Here is a 23,814-nt window from a genome sequence, read left to right as displayed (position 1 = left end):
ATCAATGTGCTCCATAATGGGACGTGGACGTTGGCGTCGCAGCACTTCCCAGCAGCCGATGAGTGCGTGGGTATTCGCCGTGATCGCTGATGAAATTCAGCAGCTCGACGTAGGTCTTGCTGCTCTGGCGCAACGCGGCCTCGCGCAGTGACGGGCTGAGGCGTGGGTCCTGCATGGTCTGCAAGAGGCGCTGATGGATAGCGCAGAGGTATTCGGCGCTTTCCTCAGGCTGGTTCAGGCGCAAGTGCAGGTCCGCCAGGTTGTGATGGGAAATGACACAGGCCGCCACTGCTTCGTCAGCATCCGCCCAGCGTTCGAACAACACTTGGGCCAGGGCCAGGGCTTGCAGATAGGCCTCGCGAGCGTCAACCAACTCGCCTGCCATAAAGCAGCGATTGGCCCGTTCGATCGTGCGTTTCCAGTGCTCCATGGTGAGCCTCCAAAGCAGGGTCGTTGATTACACGCCGCCGGCGGTGAGCTTTTCCGGGTCCAGCAGGACTTCCAGTTGGCTGCGAGGCAGGTCGGTGTGTTCGAGGGCGACATCGATCACCGGGCGGCCTTGCTGATACGCCTTCTTGGCGATTTCAGCGGCTTTCTGGTAGCCGATGATCGGGTTGAGTGCAGTGACCAGAATCGGATTGCGCGACAGCGCTTCCTTGAGCTTGGGCTCATTGACCTTGAAGCTGGCAATGGCCTTGTCCGCCAGCAACCGGCTGGCATTGGCCAGCAGCTCCAGGCTGCTGAGCAGGTTTTGGGCAATGATCGGCAGCATCACATTCAGCTCGAAGTTGCCCGATTGGCCGGCCACCGTGATCACTGTGTCATTGCCAATGACCTGGGCGACCACCATGGCGGTCGCTTCCGGAATGACCGGGTTGACCTTGCCCGGCATGATCGAAGAGCCTGGCTGCAGCGCCTCCAGTTCGATTTCACCCAGGCCGGCCAATGGCCCGGAGTTCATCCAGCGCAGGTCATTGGCGACCTTCATCAGCGACACCGCCGTGGCTTTCAACTGGCCAGAGACTGCAACGGCGGTGTCCTGGGAGCCAATCAGCGCGAACAGGTTCTTGCCGGGCGTGAATTTCACCCCGGTCAAAAGGCTCAGTTGCTGGCTGAAGCGCCTGGCAAACTCGGGGTGTGCGTTGATCCCGGTACCGACCGCCGTGCCGCCCTGAGCCAATGCTTGCAGCGCCGGTAGCAGGTCCTGCAAGTGACCGATATTGGCCTTGAGCTGCTGCGCCCAGCCGTTCAGCACCTGGCTCATGCGCACCGGCATGGCGTCCATCAAATGCGTGCGGCCGGTTTTGATGAACGGGTGAACCGCCTCGGCTTTTTGCTCGATGACTTGCACCAGATGCAGCAGGGCCGGCAACGTTTGCTCGTGCAGCACCAACGCGGCACTGACGTGGATGGTGGTGGGGATGATGTCGTTGCTGCTCTGGCCGCAATTCACATGATCGTTGGGGTTGACCGCCTCGCCCAGCAAACGGCTGGCAAGGGTCGCGATCACTTCGTTGGCGTTCATGTTGGAACTGGTGCCGGAGCCGGTCTGGAAGATATCCACCGGGAAGTGCAGCATGTAGTCGCCTTCCAGCAAGCCTTGGGCAGCATCGACAATGGCCTTGCCCTGCCCTTCGCTGATTTGCTTGAGCTCGACGTTGACCTTGGCCGCGGCTGTCTTGGCCAGGATCAGGGCGCGGATGAATTGCGCCGGCATGGGTTGATGACTGATGGGAAAGTTGTTCACCGCACGCTGTGTTTGCGCGCCATACAACGCTTCTTGCGGCACATGCAGTTCGCCCATGCTGTCGCGTTCGATACGGGTGTCACTCATCATTAGATCCTTGCACCAAGTCAGAAACGGAAATCGAAGGCAGTAATTCGCAGCTCGCCAATTGCCAGGCAAAGGTCTGCCAGCGCTTGAGGCGGCAGGCACAGTGGGAGAGTTTTTCCAGGTCGCGCAGTGGCCGCCAGGCCTGGTCCAGGCACAGGGAGCGCCAATGCCAGGGCAATGCGACATCAGCGGCGGTGTCGATCAACAAACGAAATGAGGTTTCAGCGATCGTCCACGGATGGGTTGCGGTGCAACACGCCAGATACCGACCTTCGTTCAGGTAGTGCTCAATCAGGCGGGGTTCATTGGGATCGAGGCCACAGCGAATCTGGCGGCTCATCCAACGCCAGCTTTCCAGATAGGGATCCTCATGCAGGACAGAACTCATGAGCCACACTCATTCGGTAATGATATTTATTATTAAATGATATTGAGAATCAAAACAAGAGCAGCCCATTAATCCTGTCGTGACAAGGCAATAAAAAAGGCGCGCCATCTTTGCGATGGCGCGCCTTTCAGGACGTGCGGGAGGAATTAGCTGCCAGCGACCGTCATGCGTTCGATAAGCACCGAACCCGTGCGAATATTGCTGCGCAGTTCCAGGTCGTTACCCACGGCAACGATCTGCTTGAACATATCGCGCATATTGCCGGCGATGGTCACTTCCTGGACGGCGAACTGAATCTCGCCATTCTCCACCCAGAAGCCCGCCGCACCCCGCGAGTAGTCACCGGTGACCATGTTCAGGCCATGGCCCATCAATTCAGTCACCAGCAACCCGCGCCCCATCCGCCGCAACAACGCCGCCTGGTCTTCATCACCGTGGGTCACGAACAGGTTATGCACACCGCCCGCGTTAGCGGTGCTTGGCAGGCCCAGCTTGCGACCGGCATAAGTGCCCAGCACATAGGACACCAGCTCACCCTTCTCGACAAACGGCTTGGCATAGGTCGCCAGGCCATCGCCGTCGAACGACGAACTGCCCATCGCGCGCATCAGATGCGGGCGCTCGTCAATGGTCAGCCACTCAGGGAACAGTTTCTGACCGATGGCGCCTTCCAGGAACGAAGACTTGCGATACAGGTTGCCACCGGAAATCGCGCCCAGGAAGCTGCCGAATAAACCACCAGCCAGCTCTGCGGAAAACAGCACAGGCACTTCGCAGGTCGGCACCGGGCGCGCGCCCAGGCGGCTCGCGGCCCGTTGCGCCGCACGCTGGCCAATGCTTGCAGGGTCTGCCAGTAAATCGCCTTGGCGGTTTACGTCGTACCAGTAATCACGCTGCATCTGCCCATTGGCTTCGGCAATCATCACGCAACTGAGGCTGTGACGCGTGGAGGCATAACCACCGATAAAGCCATGGCTGTTGCCGTAGACGCGGCAACCCTGATGAGTGCTCAAGGTGGTGCCGTCCGCATTCTTGATGCGGGCATCGGCATCGAACGCTGCCGCTTCGCAGGTCAGCGCCAGCTCGATGGCTTGCTCAGGGGTGATATCCCAGGCATGGAACAGGTCGAAATCCTGCACATCCTTGGCCATCAGCGCCTTGTCGGCCAGGCCCGAGCTTTCATCCTCGGAGGTGTGCTTGGCAATCGCCAGTGCTGCGGCGACGGTCTCGCGAATCGCCTCCGGCCCACTGGCCGAGGTGCTGGCCGAACCTTTGCGCTGGCCCGCATACAAGGTGATGCCAAACCCTTGGTCGCGATTGAATTCAACCGTTTCCACTTCCCGCTGGCGCACCGAAGTCGACAACCCTTGCTCCAGCGACACCGCCACTTCACAGGCGCTGGCCCCCTGGCGCTTGGCTTCGGCAAGGATCTGCTCGACTTGTTCCTGCAGTGCCGGTAACGCTTGTGGACCGACGCTTTGGGCTGCACTCATGGTTTTCTCCACTCAAATTCTGCTTTCGGTAATGGCCATCGAGCGACCGGGCCGGACAAGCGGCCCCCGACTGGTTATCATGGCGGCGTTTCTTTGCGGACTGCCACCATGGTTGATTCTTACGACGACTCCCTCGATGGGGAGAAAAGCAAAACCCAGGTCAAACGTGAGCTGCATGCTCTGGTTGACCTTGGCGAGCGCCTTACAACGCTCAAAAAGGATTTGGTTGCCAAACTGCCACTGACCGACGAAATGCGTCGGGCCCTGGCCGATGCGCCCAAGCACACCGCGAATATCGCGCGTAAACGGCACATCTCGTTTATCGGCAAACTGATGCGCGACCAAGACATTGACGCCATTCTGACTTTGCTCGATCAAACCGATGCCTCCACTCGCCAGTACAACGAACGCTTCCACAACCTGGAACGTTGGCGTGACCGCCTGATCTCGGGCGATGACGCGGTGCTGGAGAAATTCGTACTGGACTATCCGGACGCGGACCGCCAGCAATTGCGCTCCCTGATCCGTCAGGCCCAGCACGAGCTGGCGCATAACAAGGCGCCGGCCACCAGCCGTAAAATCTTCAAGTACATCCGTGAGCTGGACGAGACTCAACGCGGTCTGCGCTGATCCTCTTCCCCGGGTGGCGGTCTTCGCCACCCGAAGCTCCGGCTCCTACGATCCCGTGCCACCCACGGTAATCGCATCAATTTTCAAAGTTGGCTGGCCGACACCTACCGGCACCGACTGCCCATCCTTGCCGCACGTGCCCACGCCGCTGTCCAGCGACAGGTCGTTACCGACCATCGACACCTTGCTCATGGCTTCCGGCCCGTTACCAATCAGCGTCGCCCCTTTGACCGGCGCGGTAATCTTGCCGTCTTCGATCAGGTATGCCTCGCTGGTGGAGAACACGAACTTGCCGCTGGTGATATCCACCTGGCCGCCGCCGAGGTTGGCGCAGTAGATACCGCGTTTTACCGAGGCAATGATTTCTGCCGGATCGCTTTGACCACCGAGCATGTAGGTGTTGGTCATGCGCGGCATCGGTAGATGCGCATAGGACTCACGACGACCGTTACCGGTGCGCGCCACGCCCATCAGGCGGGCGTTGAGCTTGTCTTGCATGTAGCCCTTGAGCACGCCGTTCTCGATCAGGGTGGTGCATTCGGTCGGCGTGCCTTCGTCATCGACGCTCAGCGAACCACGGCGGCCGGCCAGGGTGCCGTCATCGACAATGGTGCACAGCTTGGACGCAACCATTTCGCCCATGCGCCCGCTGTAGGCGGAACTGCCCTTGCGGTTGAAATCGCCCTCCAGGCCATGGCCCACGGCTTCGTGGAGCAACACGCCAGACCAACCCGAACCCAGCACCACCGGCAAGGTGCCGGCCGGCGCGGGAATCGCTTCCAGGTTGACCAATGCCTGGCGCAGCGCCTCACGGGCATAGCCCATGGCACGGTCGTCAGCAAGGAAATAACGGTAGTCGGTGCGCCCACCGCCGCCATGTCCGCCGCGCTCGCGGCGCCCGTTCTGTTCGACGATCACACTCACATTGAAACGCACCAGCGGCCGTACATCCGCCGCCAGCCCACCGTCGGTGGACGCCACGAGGATGCGCTCCCACACGCCAGCCATGCTCACGGTCACTTGCTGGATACGCGGGTCCAAGGCACGGGTAGCAGCGTCGATACGCTTGAGCAGCTCTACCTTTTCCGCACGACTGATCACTTCCAAGGGGTTATCCGGCGCATACAACTGCGCCACGTCCTGGGTACTGAACGCCTGCACCGTGCCATTCTGCCCGGCACGGGAGATCGAACGGGCGGCACGCGCCGCCAGGCCCAGGGCCTCCAGGGTGATCGCATTGCTGTAGGCAAAGCCGGTCTTCTCACCCGATTGCGCGCGAACGCCTACGCCCTGGTCAAGGTTGAAACTGCCTTCCTTGACGATCCCATCTTCCAACGCCCAGGACTCGGAAATCTGCCCCTGGAAATACAGGTCAGCCGCATCGATACCCGGCCCGGCCAGATCGCCGAGCACGGTTTGCAGGCTTTCGATGGTCACGCCACCGGGTGCCAGGAGGTGATCACTGACTGAGGACAACAACTCGCTCATAGGTTTGGCCTTAAATTCATCGTTCTGAAGCAGGCCGCTGCGCGCCCTGCGAGAAAAAGCGCCGGTGATTGGCCACCGGCATGCGCGCCCGTATCGACGCCTGTTCACTGCTATCGCGTTCGGCCAGTAACACCGCTTCGCCTTGATCCTGTTGCGCCAGCACTCGGCCCCAAGGGTCGACAATCGCCGCATGGCCAAACGTTTCCCGTGGGCCTGGGTGCACACCGCCTTGGGCGGCTGCCAGCAGGTAGCACTGGGTTTCGATGGCACGTGCGCGAATCAGCACATCCCAGTGTGCAGCCCCGGTCACCGCCGTGAAGGCCGAGGGCGCGGTAATCAGTTCAGCCCCCGCCGCACGTAACTCGCTGTACAGCTCGGGGAAACGCAGGTCGTAACACACCGTCAACCCCACACGGCCCACCGGCGTATCCGCCACCACCACATGGTTACCGAAAGCATAGTCGTCAGATTCGCGATAACGACCGCGAGCATCCGCCACGTCCACATCAAACAGATGGAGTTTGTCGTAGCGAGCGACGATTTCACCCTGATCATTGATCAGCAGCGAGCAAGCATTGGGTTTGGCGTGGGGCTGGTCCTTGGGCGGCAGCGGCAATGTGCCGGCCACTATCCATAAGGTGAGGTCGCGGGCGGCCTGTTTCAACCAGGGCAGCACAGGCCCTTGGCCCAACGCCTCGGCGCGGCCAATGTCGGCCAAGTCGCGGCGGCCCATGGCGGCGAAATTCTCTGGCAGCACCGCGAGTTTCGCGCCATCGGCCGCCGCCTGCTCCAGCAGGCGACGCGCCTGGGCGAGGTTGGCCAGCACGTCACTCTGGCTGACCATTTGAATTACCGCAAAGGACATGGGCCGACACTCCATACAGGGCATGGGGCCATGCTACTCCACAGGCTCTCAGTTTGGCTTTTCAAATGGCTTGTCGAAGGTGATTTTTGGATCCTTCCAGGGGCCTTGCACCTTGTATTGCACACTGGCGAAGCGCGAAACCCGGTCACCGATCAGCTTGTCGATCAAAAACAGCGCACCACCAATGGCCGGCGCACCGACAATCAGCGCCGCAATCGGCAGGTTGTTGGTCACAGGCAAGGTGACCAGCAATTTGGCGTCGACGCGATCAGCAACCAGATCCAGGGTGCCGTTAAGCTCCAGGTTGGTGGAAGGCCCGGTCATGGTGATGGGCTCGCGGGTCACGAACACGCCATTACTGGCGGCCAACAAGCCTTTGACCCTGTCGTAGCTCAAGCCCTTGCCGAACAAGTCGGAAAAGTCCAAACGCAAACGCCGCCCAATGGAGTTGAAGTTAAGCAGGCCAAACACTCGCAATGCCTGGGCCCCGCCCTCCACTTCGACGAACTGACCTTTACGGAACGCGGCATCCAGGCTGCCGGAAAACCGCTTGGGCCCGACCCAGGCCGGCGACCCCGGCCAGCGGCCATCCACGTCCAGATGAAAGTCTTCGCTGGTCACCGTAGGCGCAAAACCCCAGCCCTTGAGCACGTCGGCAATGTTGCGGCCATCAAGGCGGCCCTTGTACCAACTGCTGCTGGCGCCTGGCGCACCTTCCCAACCCCCGGCGCCCTTGAGCAGCATGCCCTTGAGGCCAAGGTCGAGGTTATTGAAGGCCAGCCCTTTGGCGGTGGGGCGGATCCTCAGCGACCAGGCCCCGATCAGGTCCGAGCCCTGGAACAGCTGGTCGACGGCAATATCCAGCGCCGGAATGCTTTTTGGGTCGATATCGGCCAGCGGGTCCGGCGCGTTTTCGTCCGCCTGCGCGGTCGGGTCTGGCGCAGGCAATTTCACATACTTGAGATTGACCGCAATCGGCGCGCCTTTGGCGTCCGGCAGGTTCACCGCGCCCTTGGCTTGCTGGCTATCGAGTTGCAGGCCCCAGGCCGCTGGTTTGCGATCGAGCTGCAAGCTGACCTGATCAAACTGGGTACCAAACCCGGTCAGTTTGCCCACCTTGAAGTCCGCACCGCTGAGCAGTTGCTTGGCATTGCCACCTGGATCATTGCCCGCGTAGCGATCCACAAGTTTCTTCCAGGGATCGATATCCAGTTCCGACAGCACGCCACGAATGCGCAGGCCCTTGGCACCGGGCAACATGGCATCACCGTCGCCGAGAAACAGTTCGCCGCGGCCATCATTGAACTTGTCCGGCGGCGCGGCAAAAGTGAAATTCGCCAACTCGCCGTAATCAAACCAGTAACGGCGCTCAGCACCCTGCAAGGTCATGCGAAAGGTGCTGTCACGCCCCTGGCTGGCGGGCATGCCGAACGGTGCCGGCAGGTCCACCGCGACACCCTTGAGGTTGGAGTTGACCATCAACTGGCTGTCCGCGCCGTCCAGGATCACTTGCAACTGGTACGGAATATCGCCGGAGACCGGCAACGGCTGGCTGATTTTCAACCAGTCCGTAAGGCGCTTGACGGTGACCTGGCCATTGGCAGTCACCCGCGTGCTGATATTACCCGGTTTGCCTTCGGCAAAGATCTGCGCCGTGATGGGGCGGTCGAACGCCTGGGCCGAGATCTTCTGCCCGCTCAGGCCCTTGGCGCTGTCGAAGCGAAAATCACCCTTGAGCTGGGTCAGGTCCAGCGGCGGCTCGGCCAATTGCAGGCGCGCCTTGTCGGTCTTGAAGTCCACCACGATCTTGGGCTCAGTGCCTTTGGCCAGCGGTACGTCCAGGTCCAGGCTACCTTGCAGGTCGCCCTCGCCTTTCCAGCCGGCGAACGTAGACGCCGTGCCGATAGGGGCTTCTTGAAGGATCTTCAGGCCGTCGCCCAAACCGCCGGAGAACCCGCCCGTGAGCAGCAGATGACTGTCCCCGCCCGCTGGGGCGTGGGGGATATTGACGTAGACATCCTTGACCTGGGTGTCGAGCAACTGGCCCTTGCTCGCCAGAATGCGTACGCCGCTCTCCTCGACAAACACTTCGCCATTGACCTTGTTCACATGAGGCCAGCCCGGCTGGAAGGCGAGTTCGGCATCATGCACCTTGAAGAACAGGCTGATATTGCGCGATGCGGGCAGCGCATTGTGGCTGAGCGAGCCCTGGTACTGGAAGAAGCCTTCGTCCACCGCGCCCTTGAGGATCGCCGTGCGCAGCCATTCATCCAGCGCCGGGCTCAACACGGCGGGTAGATACTTGGGGGTGAAACGGCCATCGCCATCGACCATGCCGACCCGCAGGTCCATGTAGTCTTCCTGGCTGTGGTCGAAATGCAGACGAATCAGGAAGTCCGCCGCCACCTTGCCTTCCTCGCCCAGTACCTTGATATACGGGGCGATCAGGGTGAAGCCTTGCTTGTCCAGCTTCCAGGTCAGGCGCGCATTCGCCTGGATGTACTGCCACGGCTTGGCGAAGATCGGATACAGATGCAAGGAAAAGTCCTTGCTGTCCATGCGCAACTCACCCTGGCCCAGGTCGCCACTGATGCTGCCGGATACATTGCGTGCGGCCGGTGCGCCAAAGTAGGCATCGAAGCCGACACGCTCCAGGTTGGCGGCAAAACTGAGTTTGCGGTCGGTGGTGTCTTGCGGTCGGAAGTCCACCAGCACATTGCGTAACAGGCCAGTGGCTTTGAGGTGTTCGACGGCCTTGGCGAAACCGTCTGGCAGCGGCGCCAAGGCGTTGAGCAACGGGGTAATGGGGGTCAGGTCGAGGCGGTCGGCCTGCAATTTCCATACTTCCTGTTCCTTGTCGGTCGCCAGGCTTTGCTGCAATTGCAGGCGCGACTCCCAGCGGGTTTCGCCAATGTTCATCGCCAGGGAATCAAACAGCACCTTGAGGCCAGTGTCACTGCGCTGCAGGTAGGCGGTCAGGGCCAGGTTTTCGAGGTGTACCGGCTTACGGTCGGCATAGCTGCCCTTCACTTGGGGCGAATTGAGGCGCACGGCAGCGCTTTGCACCGTACCTTTGGCCCAACTGAGCCAAAACTCGCCGCCAGCCTTCAATTGCGTCAGCTTCCATTGCTGGGTCAGTTTGGCGGGAATCCACTTGGCCCAGTCGCTCTGCGGCAGGCTCAGGTAGGCATCGACCTCAGCGTCTTGCCACTGGCTGGCACGAATGCGGCTACGCAGGCTGACCGCCAACGGTTGGCCATCGGGCAATGTCAGGCGAGCGTCCAGACGCTGCTGGCTCATGCCGGTATGCAGGCTCAGGCCCACATAGGTCACGGTCACTGGTGCCTGGTCGAAGGGTTGCAGGGTCACCTGGCTGTCCAGCACCGACACGCGCTTGACCATTTGCATGCGCGTCAGCAGTTGTTGCGGGTCCAACGGCTGGTCGTCCTGCACCGGCAAGCCTTGCAGGGTCCAGCGGCCGTCCTGGTCTTCCTTGACACTCAGTTGCAAGCCACTGACTTGCAGATGAGCGATACGCACTTCGCGGGCCAACAGGCTGGCCCACATATCCGGCACCACTTCCACCTGGTCCAGGCGCAAGGCACTGCTGCCCTCGCCGACCATGACGTCGTGAGCCAGCAATACCGGGGCAAACCCGCTCCAGCGGCCTTCCAGGCTACCGATATGCAGCGGTGTATCCAGCGCAGCCTGGGCCTTGGCCTCGACTTCGGCGCGGTATTCGGCCACCAGCGGGGTGAGTTCGCGCCCCAGGCTCACGTACACCGCCGCCAATACCAGCAACAACGCACACAGGCCCAGACTCCAACGGGTCAAAGCGGCAAAAAAGCGTATCAGACGCTCCATGTCAGGCGACCCTCAAAAAACAGTTAGCGGACCGCAGATCAAGGTCTGCCGGTCTCGAAGAAAGTGCACAGTTGGGGATCAGAGCAACACCACGTCGTATTGTTCCTGGGAATACATGGTTTCGACCTGGAAGCGAATGGTGCGACCGATAAAACTTTCCAGTTCGGCGACGTTACCGGACTCTTCGTCCAGCAGGCGATCCACCACCTTCTGATTGGCAAGCACTCTATAACCTTCGGCCTGATAGGCGCGTGCCTCCCGCAGGATCTCACGGAAAATCTCGTAGCAAACCGTTTCCGGGGTCTTCAGTTTGCCGCGCCCCTGGCAACTGCTGCACGGCTCGCACAGTACCTGTTCCAGGCTTTCACGCGTGCGCTTGCGGGTCATCTGCACCAGGCCCAACTCGGTGATGCCGATGATGTTGGTCTTGGCGTGATCGCGCTCCAGTTGTTTTTCAAGCGTACGCAGCACCTGGCGCTGGTGCTCTTCATCTTCCATGTCGATGAAGTCGATGATGATGATGCCGCCCAGGTTACGCAGGCGCAGTTGACGAGCGATGGCCGTGGCCGCTTCGAGGTTGGTCTTGAAGATCGTCTCTTCAAGGTTGCGATGGCCCACGAAGGCACCGGTGTTGACGTCGATGGTGGTCATGGCTTCTGCCGGGTCCACCACCAGGTAGCCGCCGGACTTGAGTGGCACCTTGCGCTCCAGGGCTTTCTGGATTTCGTCTTCGACGCCATACAGGTCGAATATCGGCCGCTCGCCGGGGTAGTGTTCCAGGCGATCGGCGATTTCTGGCATCAACTCAGCAACAAATTGCGTGGTGCGCTGGAAGGTTTCCCGCGAATCGATGCGAATTTTCTCGATCTTCGGGCTGACCAGATCGCGCAACGTGCGCAACGCCAGGCCAAGGTCTTCATAAATGACGCTGGGCGCGCCAATGGTCTTGATCTGCGCGTCGATTTGGTCCCACAAGCGCCGCAGGTAGCGAATATCCATGAGGATCTCGTCAGCGCCTGCGCCTTCTGCGGCGGTGCGCAGGATAAACCCGCCCGCTTCCTTGATGCCCTCGGCGGCGACGCAGTCGCTGACCACCTTCTTCAGGCGCTCGCGCTCGGCTTCATCTTCGATCTTCAAGGAAATGCCCACATGGGCGGTGCGCGGCATGTACACCAGGTAGCGCGAGGGAATCGACAGCTGGGTGGTCAAGCGGGCGCCCTTGGAACCGATGGGGTCCTTGGTGACTTGCACCACCAGGCTCTGGCCCTCGTGCACCAGAGCGCTGATGCTTTCCACCGCAGGGCCCTCGCGCAAGGAAATTTCCGAGGCATGGATAAACGCTGCACGGTCCAGGCCGATGTCGACGAAGGCCGCCTGCATGCCCGGCAATACGCGCACCACCTTGCCTTTGTAGATATTGCCGACGATCCCGCGCTTCTGGGTGCGCTCGACATGCACTTCTTGCAGAACACCGTTCTCTACCACCGCCACGCGCGATTCCATCGGCGTGATATTGATCAGAATCTCTTCACTCATGGCTGGGTCTCGTTCAGGCGTTTTCACAATAGTGACCGTTCGCTTAAGGCTTGGCGCTGGAATACGGCGTTCAGCACACGGTAAGGTTTTGCCAACAGGGTATGCCGAATTGGGCGAGCAGTTGCGCGGTTTCGCAGACTGGCAGGCCCACCACGGCGGAATAACTGCCATTCAGCCCGGCCACAAACACCGAGCCCAGCCCTTGGATAGCATAGCCGCCGGCCTTGTCCTGCGGTTCGCCACTGTGCCAGTAGGTGGTAGCCTCCCGCACAGAAACCTCGCGGAAACGTACACGGCTGCTGACACATTGGGTTTCACATTGCTGGCCGTCGGTCAGGGCGATGGCGGTGAGCACTTCATGCTCGCGGCCGGAAAGGGCCATCAGCATGGCCAGTGCATCAGCCTGGTCCACCGGCTTGCCCAGGATCCGCCCATCGACAATCACCGCCGTGTCGGCCCCCAGTACGCAGGTGCCCGAGGTGTGGCCAAGCGCGACAAAACCTGCCGTCGCCTTGCCCCGCGCAAGGCGCTCGACATAGGCAACGGCAGGTTCGTCGTTCAGGGGAGTTTCATCAATAGCGGCGCTGACCAGGGTGAAGGGCACACCGATCTGGGCCAGCAGTTCACGTCGCCGCGGGGAGCCCGAGGCCAGATAAAGCGAATTCATTGCAGACTCTCCCTGTGGGGTTCGATAACCAGGCAGAGCCTCGCAATCCATTCAATTGATTTTATAGCGACGACGCAGCCCACGCAGGCCAAAACTGATCCAGGGCCATAACAAGGCGCTGACCAGCGCCGGCAGAACCAAGGCCAGGGTCGGCTGGCGGTTGCCGGTCAACGCGCTGAGCCATAGCTGCACCAACTGCGCCAGGCCGAAGATCACCAGGATCACCAGGCACTGCTGCCACATCGGGAACATGCGCAAGCGCTGCTGCAGCGACAGCACCAGAAAGGTAATCAGGGTCAGGATCAACGCGTTCTGGCCTAGCAAGGTGCCATACAGCACATCTTCGGCCAACCCCAGGCACATGGCCGTGACCATGCCCACCTTGTGCGGCAGGTTCAATGACCAGAACGCCAGCAACAAGGCCAGCCAGAGCGGGCGAAGGATTTCCATGAACTGCGGCAGCGGCGAGACGCTGAGCAGCAAGCCGATGGCGAAGGTCAGCCAGACGATCCAGCCATTGCGTGAATGAGTACCCGCCATTAGTCCCCCCTCTGCGGTGTGGTGGCCGGAGCGGCGGTCGGTTTAGCCGGGCGCGCGTTATGCGCGGCAGGTTTGGCCGGCGTTGCCACAGGTGCTGCAGCTGCCGGTGCAGGTGACGTGGCTGGGGCGGGTGCAGGTGGGCCAACAAAAGCAGGTTTTGGCACCGTGGCCGGCACGATAGGCGCGGTGCCATTCTGCTGGTCCTCCGCTTCCTGGGCCTGGGCAGCGTCGTTAGCGCGCTCTTCCGGGGTGCGGTTGTCGCTGAACACCAGCAGCAGGTAACGGCTGCGGTTCAGCGCGGCAGTCGGTACCGCCCGAACGATAGCGAACGGCTGGCCGGAATCGTGGATCACCTCTTTGACCGTCGCCACCGGATAACCCGCCGGGAAGCGCTGGCCCAGGCCAGAGCTGACCAACAGGTCGCCTTCCTTGATGTCAGCGGTATCCGCCACATGGCGCAGCTCCAGGCGTTCCGGGTTACCGGTGCCGCTGGCGATTGCGCGCAAGCCGTTACGGTTGACCTGCACCGGAATGCTGTGGGTCGTATCCGTCAGCAATAGTACCCGCGAGGTGTAGGGCATCAACTCCACCACCTGGCCCATCAGGCCACGGGCATCGAGCACCGGCTGGCCAAGCACCACACCGTCGCGCTCACCCTTGTTGATGATGATGCGGTGGGTAAAGGGGTTGGGGTCCATGCCGATCAGCTCGGCCACTTCGACCTTTTCGTTGACCAGCGCGGAAGAATTGAGCAACTCGCGCAGCCGAACGTTCTGCTCGGTGAGGGCCGCCAGCTTTTGCATGCGCCCCTGCAACAGCAGGTTTTCAGTCTTGAGTTTTTCGTTCTCGGCGACCAGTTCGGTGCGGCTGCCAAATTGGCTGGACACGCCCTGGAAGAGACGTTGCGGCAGGTCGGTGATCCAGTAGGTCTGCATCAACACCAGCGACATCTGGCTGCGCACCGGCTTGAGCAGTGCAAAGCGGGCATCGACCACCATCAGCGCGACCGAAAGCACGGTCAGCACCAATAAGCGCACACCCAATGAGGGGCCTTTGGCGAAAAGCGGTTTAATAAGCCGCTCCTCCCAGGCAAATGTTCTCTTTATTCATACGGCATCAAACCGGCCTGGATGCAGATTGAAGAAGATAAACGCCAACAGGCAGCACTGCAAAGTGCTGCCTGCCGACGAAGCATGAACCATCCAGGCAATCTTATTCGCTGGAGAGCAGGTCCATGGTGTGTTTATCCATCATTTCCAGCGCACGACCACCGCCACGGGCAACGCAGGTCAGCGGGTCTTCGGCGACGATCACTGGCAGGCCGGTTTCCTGGGCCAGCAACTTGTCGAGGTCGCGCAGCAAGGCGCCACCACCGGTCAGTACCAGGCCACGCTCGGCAATATCGGAAGCCAGCTCCGGCGGCGATTGTTCCAGAGCACTTTTCACCGCCTGAACGATGGTGGCCAGGGACTCTTGCAGAGCCTCCAGCACTTCATTGGAGTTCAGGGTGAAGGCACGTGGAACGCCTTCGGCCAAGTTGCGACCGCGCACATCGACTTCGCGCACTTCACCGCCTGGGTAAGCGGTGCCGATTTCCTGCTTGATGCGCTCGGCGGTGGATTCGCCGATCAGGCTGCCGTAGTTACGACGCACATAAGTGATGATCGCTTCGTCGAAGCGGTCGCCGCCCACGCGCACGGATTCGGCATACACCACACCGTTCAGGGAAATCAGGGCGATTTCGGTAGTACCACCACCGATATCCACCACCATCGAACCGCGCGCTTCTTCCACCGGCAGGCCGGCACCGATCGCAGCCGCCATTGGCTCTTCGATCAGGAATACTTCACGGGCACCGGCGCCAAGGGCCGATTCACGGATGGCGCGACGCTCCACCTGGGTGGACTTGCACGGAACGCAGATCAGCACGCGAGGGCTGGGCTGCAGGAAACTGTTTTCGTGAACTTTGTTGATGAAGTACTGCAGCATCTTTTCACAGACGCTGAAATCGGCGATCACGCCATCCTTCATCGGACGAATGGCAGCAATATTGCCTGGTGTACGGCCGAGCATGCGCTTGGCCTCGGTGCCAACGGCAACGACACTTTTCTGATTACCATGGGTCCGAATGGCCACAACCGATGGCTCATTCAGAACGATACCGCGCTCGCGCACGTAAATAAGGGTGTTGGCAGTGCCCAGGTCAATGGAGAGATCGCTGGAAAACATGCCACGCAGTTTCTTGAACATGGGGAAAGGACCCTAGGCAACGCGTGGGTAAAAAAGTGCGGCAAACTCTAACAACGACAGGGATTTTGGGCAAGGCGCCAATGTGCTAAATTGGCCGACTTTCTGTGCACCAACCCCCACAATCGCGGCCTTATGACCGTAGAAATGCGGTAGTGTTCCGACAATCTAACACACGGACGCCCTCCGTTCTGTTTTCCACTGGAGAATCCCATGGCGCTTGAACGCTCCGACGTGGAAAAAATCGCACATTTGGCCTCGCTTGGCCTTAATGATGCCGATCTTCCACAGACCACCGCAGCCCTGAACAGCATTCTCGGGCTGGTCGACCAAATGCAGGCCGTGAATACCGACGGCATCGAGCCCCTGGCTCACCCACTGGAAGCCAGCCAGCGCCTGCGCGCAGACGTCGTGACCGAACGCAATAATCGCGAGGCCTACCAGTCCATCGCGCCAGCGGTCGAAAACGGCCTGTACCTGGTTCCGAAAGTCATCGACTAAAGGGAAAGAGCCTTTCATGCATCACATGACTCTGGCCGAGATCGCCCGCGGTCTCGCCGACAAATCGTTTTCTTCCGAAGAGCTGACCCAGACCTTGCTGGCGCGTATCGCCGCGCTCGATCCGAAGGTCAACAGCTTCATCAGCCTCACCGAGGAGCTGGCCCTGAGCCAGGCCAAGGCCGCCGACGCCCGTCGCGCCAACGGTGAGAACGGCGCGCTGCTCGGCGCACCGATCGCCCACAAGGACCTGTTCTGCACCCAGGGCATTCGCACCAGCTGCGGCTCGAAGATGCTCGACAACTTCAAGGCGCCCTACGACGCCACTGTGGTCGCCAAGCTGGCCGCCGCCGGCGCCGTGACCCTTGGCAAGACCAACATGGACGAATTCGCCATGGGTTCGGCCAACGAGTCCAGCTACTACGGTGCGGTGAAAAACCCGTGGAACCTGGAACACGTCCCGGGTGGTTCGTCCGGTGGTTCGGCTGCGGCCGTGGCCGCACGCTTCCTGCCGGCCGCTACCGCCACCGATACCGGCGGTTCGATCCGCCAGCCAGCCGCCTTCACCAACCTCACCGGCCTGAAGCCGACCTACGGTCGCGTTTCCCGCTGGGGCATGATCGCCTACGCCTCAAGTCTCGATCAGGGCGGCCCTCTGGCACGCACGGCTGAAGACTGCGCAATATTGTTACAAGGCATGGCAGGCTTCGATAAACAGGACTCCACCAGCATCGACGAGCCAGTGCCGGACTACAGCGCCAGCCTGAACACCTCGATCAAGGGCCTGCGCATCGGCGTGCCGAAGGAATACTTCAGCGCTGGCCTCGACCCGCGTATCGCCGAACTGGTGCAAAACAGCATCAAAGAGCTGGAAAAGCTTGGCGCCGTGATCAAGGAAATCAGCCTGCCGAACAACCAGCACGCGATTCCCGCCTACTACGTGATCGCGCCAGCAGAGGCCTCTTCCAACCTGTCGCGTTTCGACGGCGTGCGCTTCGGCTACCGCTGCGAGAACCCGAAAGACCTCACCGACCTGTACAAACGCTCCCGCGGCGAAGGCTTCGGCAGTGAAGTGCAGCGCCGGATCATGGTCGGGGCCTACGCCCTGTCGGCCGGCTACTACGACGCGTACTACCTCAAGGCGCAAAAAATCCGTCGCCTGATCAAGAACGACTTCATGGCCGCCTTTGAAGAAGTCGATGTGATCCTTGGCCCGACCGCGCCGAACCTGGCGTGGAAGATCGGCGCCAAGACCGGCGACCCGATCGCCGAATACCTGGAAGACCTCTACACCATCACCGCCAACCTCGCGGGCTTGCCGGGCTTGTCCATGCCCGCAGGTTTCGTCGATGGCCTGCCGGTGGGCGTGCAATTGCTCGCCCCATATTTCCAGGAAGGCCGCCTGCTCAATGTGGCGCACCAGTACCAGTTGAACACCGACTGGCACACCCGCACCCCTACCGGCTTCTGAGGAGAACACTATGCAATGGGAAGTTGTGATCGGGCTGGAGATTCATACCCAGCTCGCCACCCAATCGAAGATTTTCTCCGGTAGCGCCACCACGTTCGGCTCCGAGCCCAATACCCAGGCCAGCCTGGTAGACCTGGGCATGCCCGGCGTGCTACCGGTGCTGAACCAGGAAGCGGTGCGCATGGCGGTGATGTTCGGCCTGGCGATTGACGCCGAAATCGGCCAGCACAACGTGTTTGCGCGCAAGAACTACTTCTACCCGGACCTGCCCAAGGGCTACCAGATCAGCCAGATGGAACTGCCGATTGTCGGCAAGGGCCACCTGGACATTCCCCTGGAAGACGGCACCATCAAGCGCGTCGGCGTCACCCGTGCACACCTGGAGGAAGACGCCGGCAAAAGCCTGCACGAAGAATTCCCGGGCGCCACCGGTATCGACCTGAACCGTGCCGGCACGCCGCTGCTGGAGATCGTGTCCGAGCCGGACATGCGCAGCGCCAAGGAAGCCGTGGCCTACGTCAAGACCATCCACGCGCTGGTGCGCTACCTGGGCATCTGCGACGGCAACATGGCCGAAGGCTCGCTGCGTTGCGATTGCAACGTGTCGATCCGCCCCAAGGGCCAGGTCGAGTTCGGCACCCGCTGCGAGATCAAGAACGTCAACTCGTTCCGCTTCATCGAGAAAGCGATCAACAGCGAAGTACGTCGCCAGATCGAACTGATCGAAGACGGCGGCAAGGTGATCCAGCAAACGCGCCTGTACGACCCGAACAAAGACGAAACCCGCGCCATGCGCAGCAAAGAGGAAGCCAACGACTACCGTTACTTCCCCGACCCGGACCTGTTGCCGGTGGTGCTGGAGGATTCGTTCCTCAATGACATCCGCGCCACCCTGCCGGAACTGCCGCAGCAAAAACGCGAGCGCTTCCAGGAGCAGTTCGGCCTGTCGGTCTACGATGCCAGCGTCCTGGCCTCCAGCCGTGAACAAGCCAACTACTTCGAAAAAGTCGTGAGCATTGCCGGCGACGCCAAGCTGGCGGCCAACTGGGTGATGGTCGAGCTGGGCAGCCTGTTGAACAAACAGGGCCTGGAAATCGACGACGCGCCGGTCACCGCCGAACAACTGGGTGGCATGCTGCTGCGCATCAAGGACAACACCATCTCCGGCAAAATTGCCAAGACCGTGTTCGAAGCGATGGCCGCCGGTGAAGGCAATGCCGACGAGATCATCGAGAAGCGTGGCCTCAAACAAGTCACCGACAGCGGCGCGATCTCGGCCGTGCTCGATGAAATGCTCGCGGCCAATGCCGAACAGGTCGAGCAATACCGCGCCGCAGACGAAGCCAAGCGCGGCAAGATGTTCGGCTTCTTTGTCGGCCAGGCGATGAAAGCCTCCAAGGGCAAAGCCAACCCGCAACAGGTGAACGAACTGCTCAAAAGCAAGCTCGAAGGCTGATCCATGATCGTTCCCACGCTCTGCGTGGGAACGCCTCACGGGACGCTCCGCGTCCGCTTTTGTGACGCGTAGCGTCACCAGCTGCATTCCCACGCAGAGCGTGGGAACGATCCAACGGGGACATCTTGAAATGAAGCGTCTACTCGGCCTCCTGGCCCTGTCCTCCCTGCTGGCCGGTTGCGCCAGCGGCCTCATCGACCCCAACGGCTACGACGAAACCGGCACCGCGTCCTATTACGGCGCCAAGCACCATGGCAAGAAAACCGCCAGCGGTGAACCTTTCAACCAGAACGCCTTGACCGCCGCCCATCGGCGCCTGCCCTTCGGTACGCAGGTCAAGGTGACCAACCTCGACAACAACCGTTCTGTCGTGGTGCGTATCACTGATCGCGGCCCGCATACCCGTGGCCGCCTGATCGACGTTTCACGCAAGGCTGCCGAGCAGTTGCGCATGCTGCGCAGCGGTACCGCACGGGTACGCGTGCAAGCCCTGAACAACTGATCGAGGCAGCCTTGAGCATTTTCGGATTGAACGCCCTCTCACCCTGGAGCCTGCTCGAACTGGTGGGCGGCCTGATCTTGCTGATCATCGGCGCTGAAATCCTGGTACGCGCCGCAGTACGCCTGGCGGCGAGCCTCAAGGTGCGGCCACTGATCATCGGCTTGAGCATCGTCGCCTTCGGCAGCAGTGCGCCGCAGATGACCGTCAGCCTTCAGGCCACGCTGGCCGGCAACACGGATATCGCTGTGGGCAGTGTCATCGGCAGCAGTATCTTCAACATCCTCGTGACCCTGGGCTTGTCCGCACTGATCATTCCGTTGCGGGTCTCGCGGCAACTGGTGCGCGTAGATATCCCGGTGATGATCGTCGCCGGCCTGCTGGTATTTATCCTGGCGGCTAACGAAATGCTGACGCACTTCGATGGCGCCGTGCTGCTGGTGGCGCTGGTGGCCTACCTTGGCGTATTGCATTACCAGACGCGTCATTCCCGCCGCCCGCGCACTCTGGACACCGTGGCGAAGGCGCCATGGCTGAGCAGTGTGCTGCTGATGCTCGGCGGTTTGCTGGTGCTGGTGCTGGCCGGGCATTTGTTGCTCGGCGCAGCGGTGGATGTAGCGGGCGATCTCGGATTGTCGGAGCGCGTCATCGGCCTCACGTTGATCGGCGTCGGCACCTCGCTGCCGTGCCTTGCCACATCGCTGATCGCCGCGTTGCGTGGCGAACGGGAGATCGCCGTGGGCAACGTGATCGGCAGCAACCTGTTCAACCTGCTCGGCGTGCTGGGCTTTACCGCACTGGTGGCGCCGACGCCGCTGTCGGTCTCGCCCAACGCCCTGGACTTCGATTTACCGGTGATGCTCGGCGCCATCATCCTGTGCCTGCCGGTGTTCTATACCGGCTATCGGGTAACACGTATCGAAGGGCTGGTGCTGCTGGGGCTGTACCTGGCGTACGGGCTGCATGTCATGGCCTTCACCACTGGCATGCCGCTGGCCAACAAGCTTGAACAATTGATGCTGTATTACGTCCTGCCAGCGTTAGGGGCTCTGCTGTTGTTCACCTCACTGCGCGCCTGGCACCGCCAACACAAGAGGGAATCGCAATGACCGAACAGAAAAAACCCGGGGTTGAAGTACGTCGCCAGGTCATGGGCGATGCGTTCGTCGACCGCGCCTTGGGTAATGCCACGGCGTTCACCCAACCGCTGCAGGACTTCGTCAATGAGCACGCGTGGGGCAGCGTCTGGAACCGCGAAGGGTTACCGCTCAAGACCCGCAGCCTGATCACCCTCGCCGCCCTCACCGCCCTCAAGTGCCCGCAGGAACTCAAGGGCCATGTGCGCGGTGCGCTGAATAATGGCTGTACGGTCGAGGAGATCCGCGAAGCGCTGCTGCATTGCGCGGTGTATGCAGGGGTGCCGGCGGCGATTGATGCGTTTCGGGCGGCGCAGGAAGTGATTGAGGCGTATCAGGCCGATCAGCAGTGACTGTCCTGTAGCTATCGCAGGCAAGCCAGCCCCCACACTTGAGGGTATTCACACGTCCACATGTGGGAGCTGGCTTGTCGGGTCGCCGCATCGCTGCGATGGGGCCTCAAGCTGCCCGCCGATTTCAGATCCAACCCCCCGCCTGCAACACAAAAATCCCGATATTCGTGGTCACCGCCGCCATCAGCGTGGTGATCACGATAATCGCGGCCGCCAGCTCATGATTACCCTGCGCCGCCCGGGCCATCACAAAGCTTGCGGCGGCGGTCGGCGCGCCGAAATACAGAAACAGAATCCCCAACTCCGGCCCTCGGAACCCCAGCAACCACGCGCCCAGGGTGGCGATCACCGGTAGCCAGATCATCTTCATCAGGCTCGCGCTCAACGCCATGTTGCCGCTCTTGCGCAGCGCGGCCATGGACAAGGTGCCACCGATGCAAATCAGCGCCAGCGGCAGCGTGGTATCGGACAGGTACTGCAAGGATTTCTCAAGCCAACCGGGCACGCCGATCTGGAAGTACGCGAACGGCGTAGCGACGATCACGCTGATAATCAGCGGGTTGGCCAATACGCTTTTGAAGATGCTCCACGGGTCGGACTTGATCACCGGGCTATAGACCGCCAGCACAATGGTCGACAGCGTGTTGTAAAAGAGGATCACCAGCGCGGCGAGGATCGCGCCCAGGGATATGCCGTAATCGCCGTACATACTGGCCGCCAGTGCCAGGCCGATGACCCCGTTATTGCCACGAAACGCGCCTTGGGCGTAGATGCCTCGGTCTTCGCGCTTGCAGCGAAAGATCGCCCAACCCCAGGCCACGGCAAAGCTCACCAGGGTGGCGACGCAGAAGTAGATGAGCAGGCCCGGCTTGAGCGCCGAGTGCAGGTCGGCATGCAGAATGCCAAGGAACAGCAGCGCCGGCATGGCCACGTTGAACACCAGGGACGATGCGGTGTGGATAAAGTTGTCGTTGATCCAATTGATGCGCTTTAGAAACACGCCCAGGAACAGCATGGCAAACACCGGCGCGGTGATGGTGAGGGTGGTGAGGAAGATTGCCAGCATGCCGGGGAGAACCTTGGTGGGCGTCGTTAGTTGGCTAATGATAAGCCAGTACGAGCGGGTTCGTGTGGGCAACGCCATTCAAATGTGGGAGCTGGCTTGCCGTCGTAGGAGCGAGCTTGCTCGCGAGAAACTCCCAGGCGCCGCGTTCATTCAGTTAACACGCGTTATTGTTGGCGTCTTTCGCGAGCAAGCTCGCTCCTACAGGGTTAGCGCCTGGTCTCAGGTAATCGGCGCCGGGTTGAACAGCGTGATGTCGTTATGCAGCTTATGCCGCTCTGCCCAGGTCTGCTTCTTGCCGCTGGCCACATCCAGATAGAAGTGGAATAGCTCCCAACCCAGCTCCTCGATACTCGCACGCCCCGTCGCAATGCGCCCGGCGTCGATATCGATCAGGTCCGGCCAACGCTGGGCAAGCTCGGTGCGGGTGGAGACCTTCACCACCGGCGCCATCGCCAGCCCATACGGCGTGCCGCGCCCGGTGGTGAACACGTGCAGGTTCATCCCCGCTGCCAGTTGCAAGGTGCCGCAGACAAAATCACTGGCCGGTGTGGCGCAGAAGATCAGGCCCTTTTCCTTGAAGCGCTCGCCAGGGCCAAGTACACCGTTGATTGCACTGCTGCCGGATTTGACGATGGAGCCCAACGACTTCTCGACAATATTCGACAGCCCGCCCTTCTTGTTACCCGGCGTGGTATTGGCGCTGCGGTCTGCCTCGCCCTTGGCCAGGTAACGGTCATACCAGTCCATTTCCCGGACCAGCTCGCGGGCGACGTCCGGGTTCTTCGCGCGTGAGGTCAGCAGGTAAATCGCATCGCGCACTTCAGTCACTTCGGAAAACATCACCGTCGCGCCGGCGCGCAGTAACAGGTCCGAGGCATACCCCAGCGCCGGGTTGGCGGTGATGCCGGAGAACGCATCACTGCCGCCGCACTGCATGCCCAGGATCAACTCGGAGGCCGGCACGGTTTCGCGGCGACGCTGGTTGAGTTTTTTCAAGCGCACGTCGGCCAGGGCCATGATCTGCTCGATCATTTCGGTAAAGCCATGGCTGGAATCCTGCAAGCGATACAGCCACGGCTCGCTCAGGTCCACGGAGCTGTCGTTGTCGTGCATCACCTGGCCGGCCTGGAGCTTTTCACAGCCCAGGCTGATCACCAAGGCTTCGCCGCCCAGGTTGGGGTTGCGCGCCAGGTTGCGCACGGTGCGGATGGGGATGTAGGCATCCGTCGCCGTAATCGCCACGCCGCAGCCGTAGCTGTGGGTCAGCGCCACCACGTCATCGACATGCGGGTACTGGGGCAGCAACTCGTCCTTGATGCGCTTGACCGCATGGTCCAGCACGCCGGTAACGCATTGCACGGTGGTGGTAATGCCGAGGATGTTGCGCGTGCCCACGGTGCCGTCCGCATTGCGATAGCCCTCGAAGGTAAACCCCTCCAGGGGCGCCTGGGTTTCAGGCACCTCGGTGGACAGCGGCAAGCTGTCCAGCGGCGGTGCGGTGGGCATGCGCAACTGGTCCTCCTGCACCCAACTGCCACGCGGAATCGGCGCCAGGGCATAACCGATGGTCTGGCCGTAGCGAATAATCTGGCCGCCCTCGGGGATGTCTTCCAGCGTCACCTTGTGGCCCTGCGGGATGAAATCCACGGTGACCAGGCCGTCGGGAAACTCGGTACCGGCGGGTACCCCTTGATCGTTCACCACGATCACCACATTGTCGCGCTCGTGCAAACGGATCGAGCGCGGCGAGTCGGCATGTTCAATCAACTGCATCACACGAACC

Annotated in this window: 21 protein-coding genes; 7 read left to right on the top strand and 14 right to left on the bottom strand. The window is 61.2% G+C overall.

Features of this window, described 5'->3' with window-relative positions; translation table 11 throughout:
* Position 1: 1 nt before the first annotated feature.
* From ACP7CZ_RS18605 to pmbA, 4 genes are all read right to left on the bottom strand, one after another.
* Positions 2-430, bottom strand: coding sequence for a hypothetical protein (locus ACP7CZ_RS18605; RefSeq protein ID WP_003188573.1), 429 nt, complete (start codon positions 428-430; stop codon positions 2-4).
* 27 nt (positions 431-457) lie between these two features.
* Complete coding sequence (locus ACP7CZ_RS18600; RefSeq protein ID WP_294163504.1) at positions 458-1,834, bottom strand: class II fumarate hydratase; 1,377 nt, start codon at positions 1,832-1,834, stop codon at positions 458-460.
* Positions 1,827-2,222, bottom strand: coding sequence for a hypothetical protein (locus tag ACP7CZ_RS18595; protein ID WP_003188570.1), 396 nt, complete (start codon positions 2,220-2,222; stop codon positions 1,827-1,829). The genes ACP7CZ_RS18600 and ACP7CZ_RS18595 overlap by 8 nt, the downstream gene beginning before the upstream one ends.
* Before the next feature lie 146 nt (positions 2,223-2,368).
* Positions 2,369-3,715, bottom strand: coding sequence for a metalloprotease PmbA (gene pmbA, locus ACP7CZ_RS18590; protein ID WP_034126305.1), 1,347 nt, complete (start codon positions 3,713-3,715; stop codon positions 2,369-2,371).
* 108 nt (positions 3,716-3,823) lie between these two features.
* Here pmbA and yjgA point away from each other — a divergent pair, with 108 nt between their 5' ends.
* The gene (yjgA, locus tag ACP7CZ_RS18585; RefSeq protein ID WP_003188568.1) at positions 3,824-4,345 is read left to right on the top strand and encodes a ribosome biogenesis factor YjgA; all 522 of its coding nucleotides are present in this window, start codon (positions 3,824-3,826) and stop codon (positions 4,343-4,345) included.
* A 45-nt stretch (positions 4,346-4,390) separates the two neighbouring features.
* Here the strand turns inward: yjgA and tldD are convergent, their stop codons facing one another.
* The 8 genes from tldD to mreB form a co-directional block, all read right to left on the bottom strand.
* Positions 4,391-5,833, bottom strand: a complete 1,443-nt coding sequence (gene tldD, locus ACP7CZ_RS18580; RefSeq protein WP_003188566.1) for a metalloprotease TldD — start codon at positions 5,831-5,833, stop codon at positions 4,391-4,393.
* A 16-nt stretch (positions 5,834-5,849) separates the two neighbouring features.
* Entirely contained in the window at positions 5,850-6,698 is an 849-nt protein-coding gene (locus ACP7CZ_RS18575; RefSeq protein WP_054897020.1) for a carbon-nitrogen hydrolase family protein, read from the bottom strand.
* A gap of 48 nt (positions 6,699-6,746) precedes the next feature.
* Entirely contained in the window at positions 6,747-10,562 is a 3,816-nt protein-coding gene (locus ACP7CZ_RS18570) for a YhdP family protein (protein ID WP_054897021.1), read from the bottom strand.
* Positions 10,563-10,640: 78 nt separating this feature from the next.
* A complete protein-coding gene (rng, locus tag ACP7CZ_RS18565) occupies positions 10,641-12,098 on the bottom strand; it encodes a ribonuclease G (protein WP_003188562.1) in 1,458 nt (485 codons plus the stop codon).
* Positions 12,099-12,168: 70 nt separating this feature from the next.
* Complete coding sequence (locus tag ACP7CZ_RS18560; protein WP_060764720.1) at positions 12,169-12,765, bottom strand: Maf family protein; 597 nt, start codon at positions 12,763-12,765, stop codon at positions 12,169-12,171.
* Positions 12,766-12,816: 51 nt separating this feature from the next.
* Entirely contained in the window at positions 12,817-13,305 is a 489-nt protein-coding gene (mreD, locus tag ACP7CZ_RS18555; protein WP_003188558.1) for a rod shape-determining protein MreD, read from the bottom strand.
* Positions 13,305-14,378, bottom strand: a complete 1,074-nt coding sequence (gene mreC / locus ACP7CZ_RS18550; RefSeq protein ID WP_072447076.1) for a rod shape-determining protein MreC — start codon at positions 14,376-14,378, stop codon at positions 13,305-13,307. Before mreC ends, mreD begins: the two co-directional genes overlap by 1 nt.
* Before the next feature lie 139 nt (positions 14,379-14,517).
* Positions 14,518-15,555: a rod shape-determining protein MreB gene (gene mreB / locus ACP7CZ_RS18545; RefSeq protein ID WP_002555108.1), complete on the bottom strand. Its 1,038-nt coding sequence runs from the start codon at positions 15,553-15,555 to the stop codon at positions 14,518-14,520.
* A gap of 210 nt (positions 15,556-15,765) precedes the next feature.
* On the opposite strand from mreB, the gene gatC reads away from it, so the two are divergent.
* The 6 genes from gatC (at position 15,766) to ACP7CZ_RS18515 (ending at position 20,965) form a co-directional block, all read left to right on the top strand.
* Entirely contained in the window at positions 15,766-16,053 is a 288-nt protein-coding gene (gene gatC, locus ACP7CZ_RS18540; protein WP_003188556.1) for an Asp-tRNA(Asn)/Glu-tRNA(Gln) amidotransferase subunit GatC, read from the top strand.
* Positions 16,054-16,069: 16 nt separating this feature from the next.
* Entirely contained in the window at positions 16,070-17,521 is a 1,452-nt protein-coding gene (gene gatA, locus ACP7CZ_RS18535) for an Asp-tRNA(Asn)/Glu-tRNA(Gln) amidotransferase subunit GatA (protein WP_014716920.1), read from the top strand.
* Positions 17,522-17,531: 10 nt separating this feature from the next.
* Positions 17,532-18,977 (top strand): Asp-tRNA(Asn)/Glu-tRNA(Gln) amidotransferase subunit GatB, encoded by a 1,446-nt coding sequence (gatB, locus tag ACP7CZ_RS18530; protein ID WP_054897023.1) that lies wholly within the window; start codon positions 17,532-17,534, stop codon positions 18,975-18,977.
* Between the two features lie 130 nt (positions 18,978-19,107).
* A complete protein-coding gene (locus ACP7CZ_RS18525; protein ID WP_034126298.1) occupies positions 19,108-19,479 on the top strand; it encodes a septal ring lytic transglycosylase RlpA family protein in 372 nt (123 codons plus the stop codon).
* Positions 19,480-19,505: 26 nt separating this feature from the next.
* A complete protein-coding gene (locus tag ACP7CZ_RS18520) occupies positions 19,506-20,585 on the top strand; it encodes a calcium/sodium antiporter (protein WP_200582828.1) in 1,080 nt (359 codons plus the stop codon).
* On the top strand, positions 20,582-20,965 hold the full coding sequence (locus ACP7CZ_RS18515; RefSeq protein WP_034126296.1) for a carboxymuconolactone decarboxylase family protein: 384 nt from the start codon (positions 20,582-20,584) through the stop codon (positions 20,963-20,965). Before ACP7CZ_RS18520 ends, ACP7CZ_RS18515 begins: the two co-directional genes overlap by 4 nt.
* A 124-nt stretch (positions 20,966-21,089) precedes the next feature.
* Here the strand turns inward: ACP7CZ_RS18515 and ACP7CZ_RS18510 are convergent, their stop codons facing one another.
* Positions 21,090-22,031 carry an AEC family transporter gene (locus ACP7CZ_RS18510; protein WP_034126295.1) on the bottom strand — a complete coding sequence of 314 codons (942 nt, stop codon included), beginning with the start codon at positions 22,029-22,031 and terminating at the stop codon, positions 21,090-21,092.
* Between the two features lie 219 nt (positions 22,032-22,250).
* A complete protein-coding gene (garD, locus tag ACP7CZ_RS18505) occupies positions 22,251-23,804 on the bottom strand; it encodes a galactarate dehydratase (protein ID WP_294161811.1) in 1,554 nt (517 codons plus the stop codon).
* Positions 23,805-23,814: the final 10 nt, after the last annotated feature.

Origin of the sequence: Pseudomonas sp. DWP2-2 (assembly GCF_049897065.1) — a bacterium.
Taxonomy (GTDB): domain Bacteria; phylum Pseudomonadota; class Gammaproteobacteria; order Pseudomonadales; family Pseudomonadaceae; genus Aquipseudomonas; species Aquipseudomonas paracarnis.
This window is presented reverse-complemented; position numbering and strand designations above follow the sequence as displayed.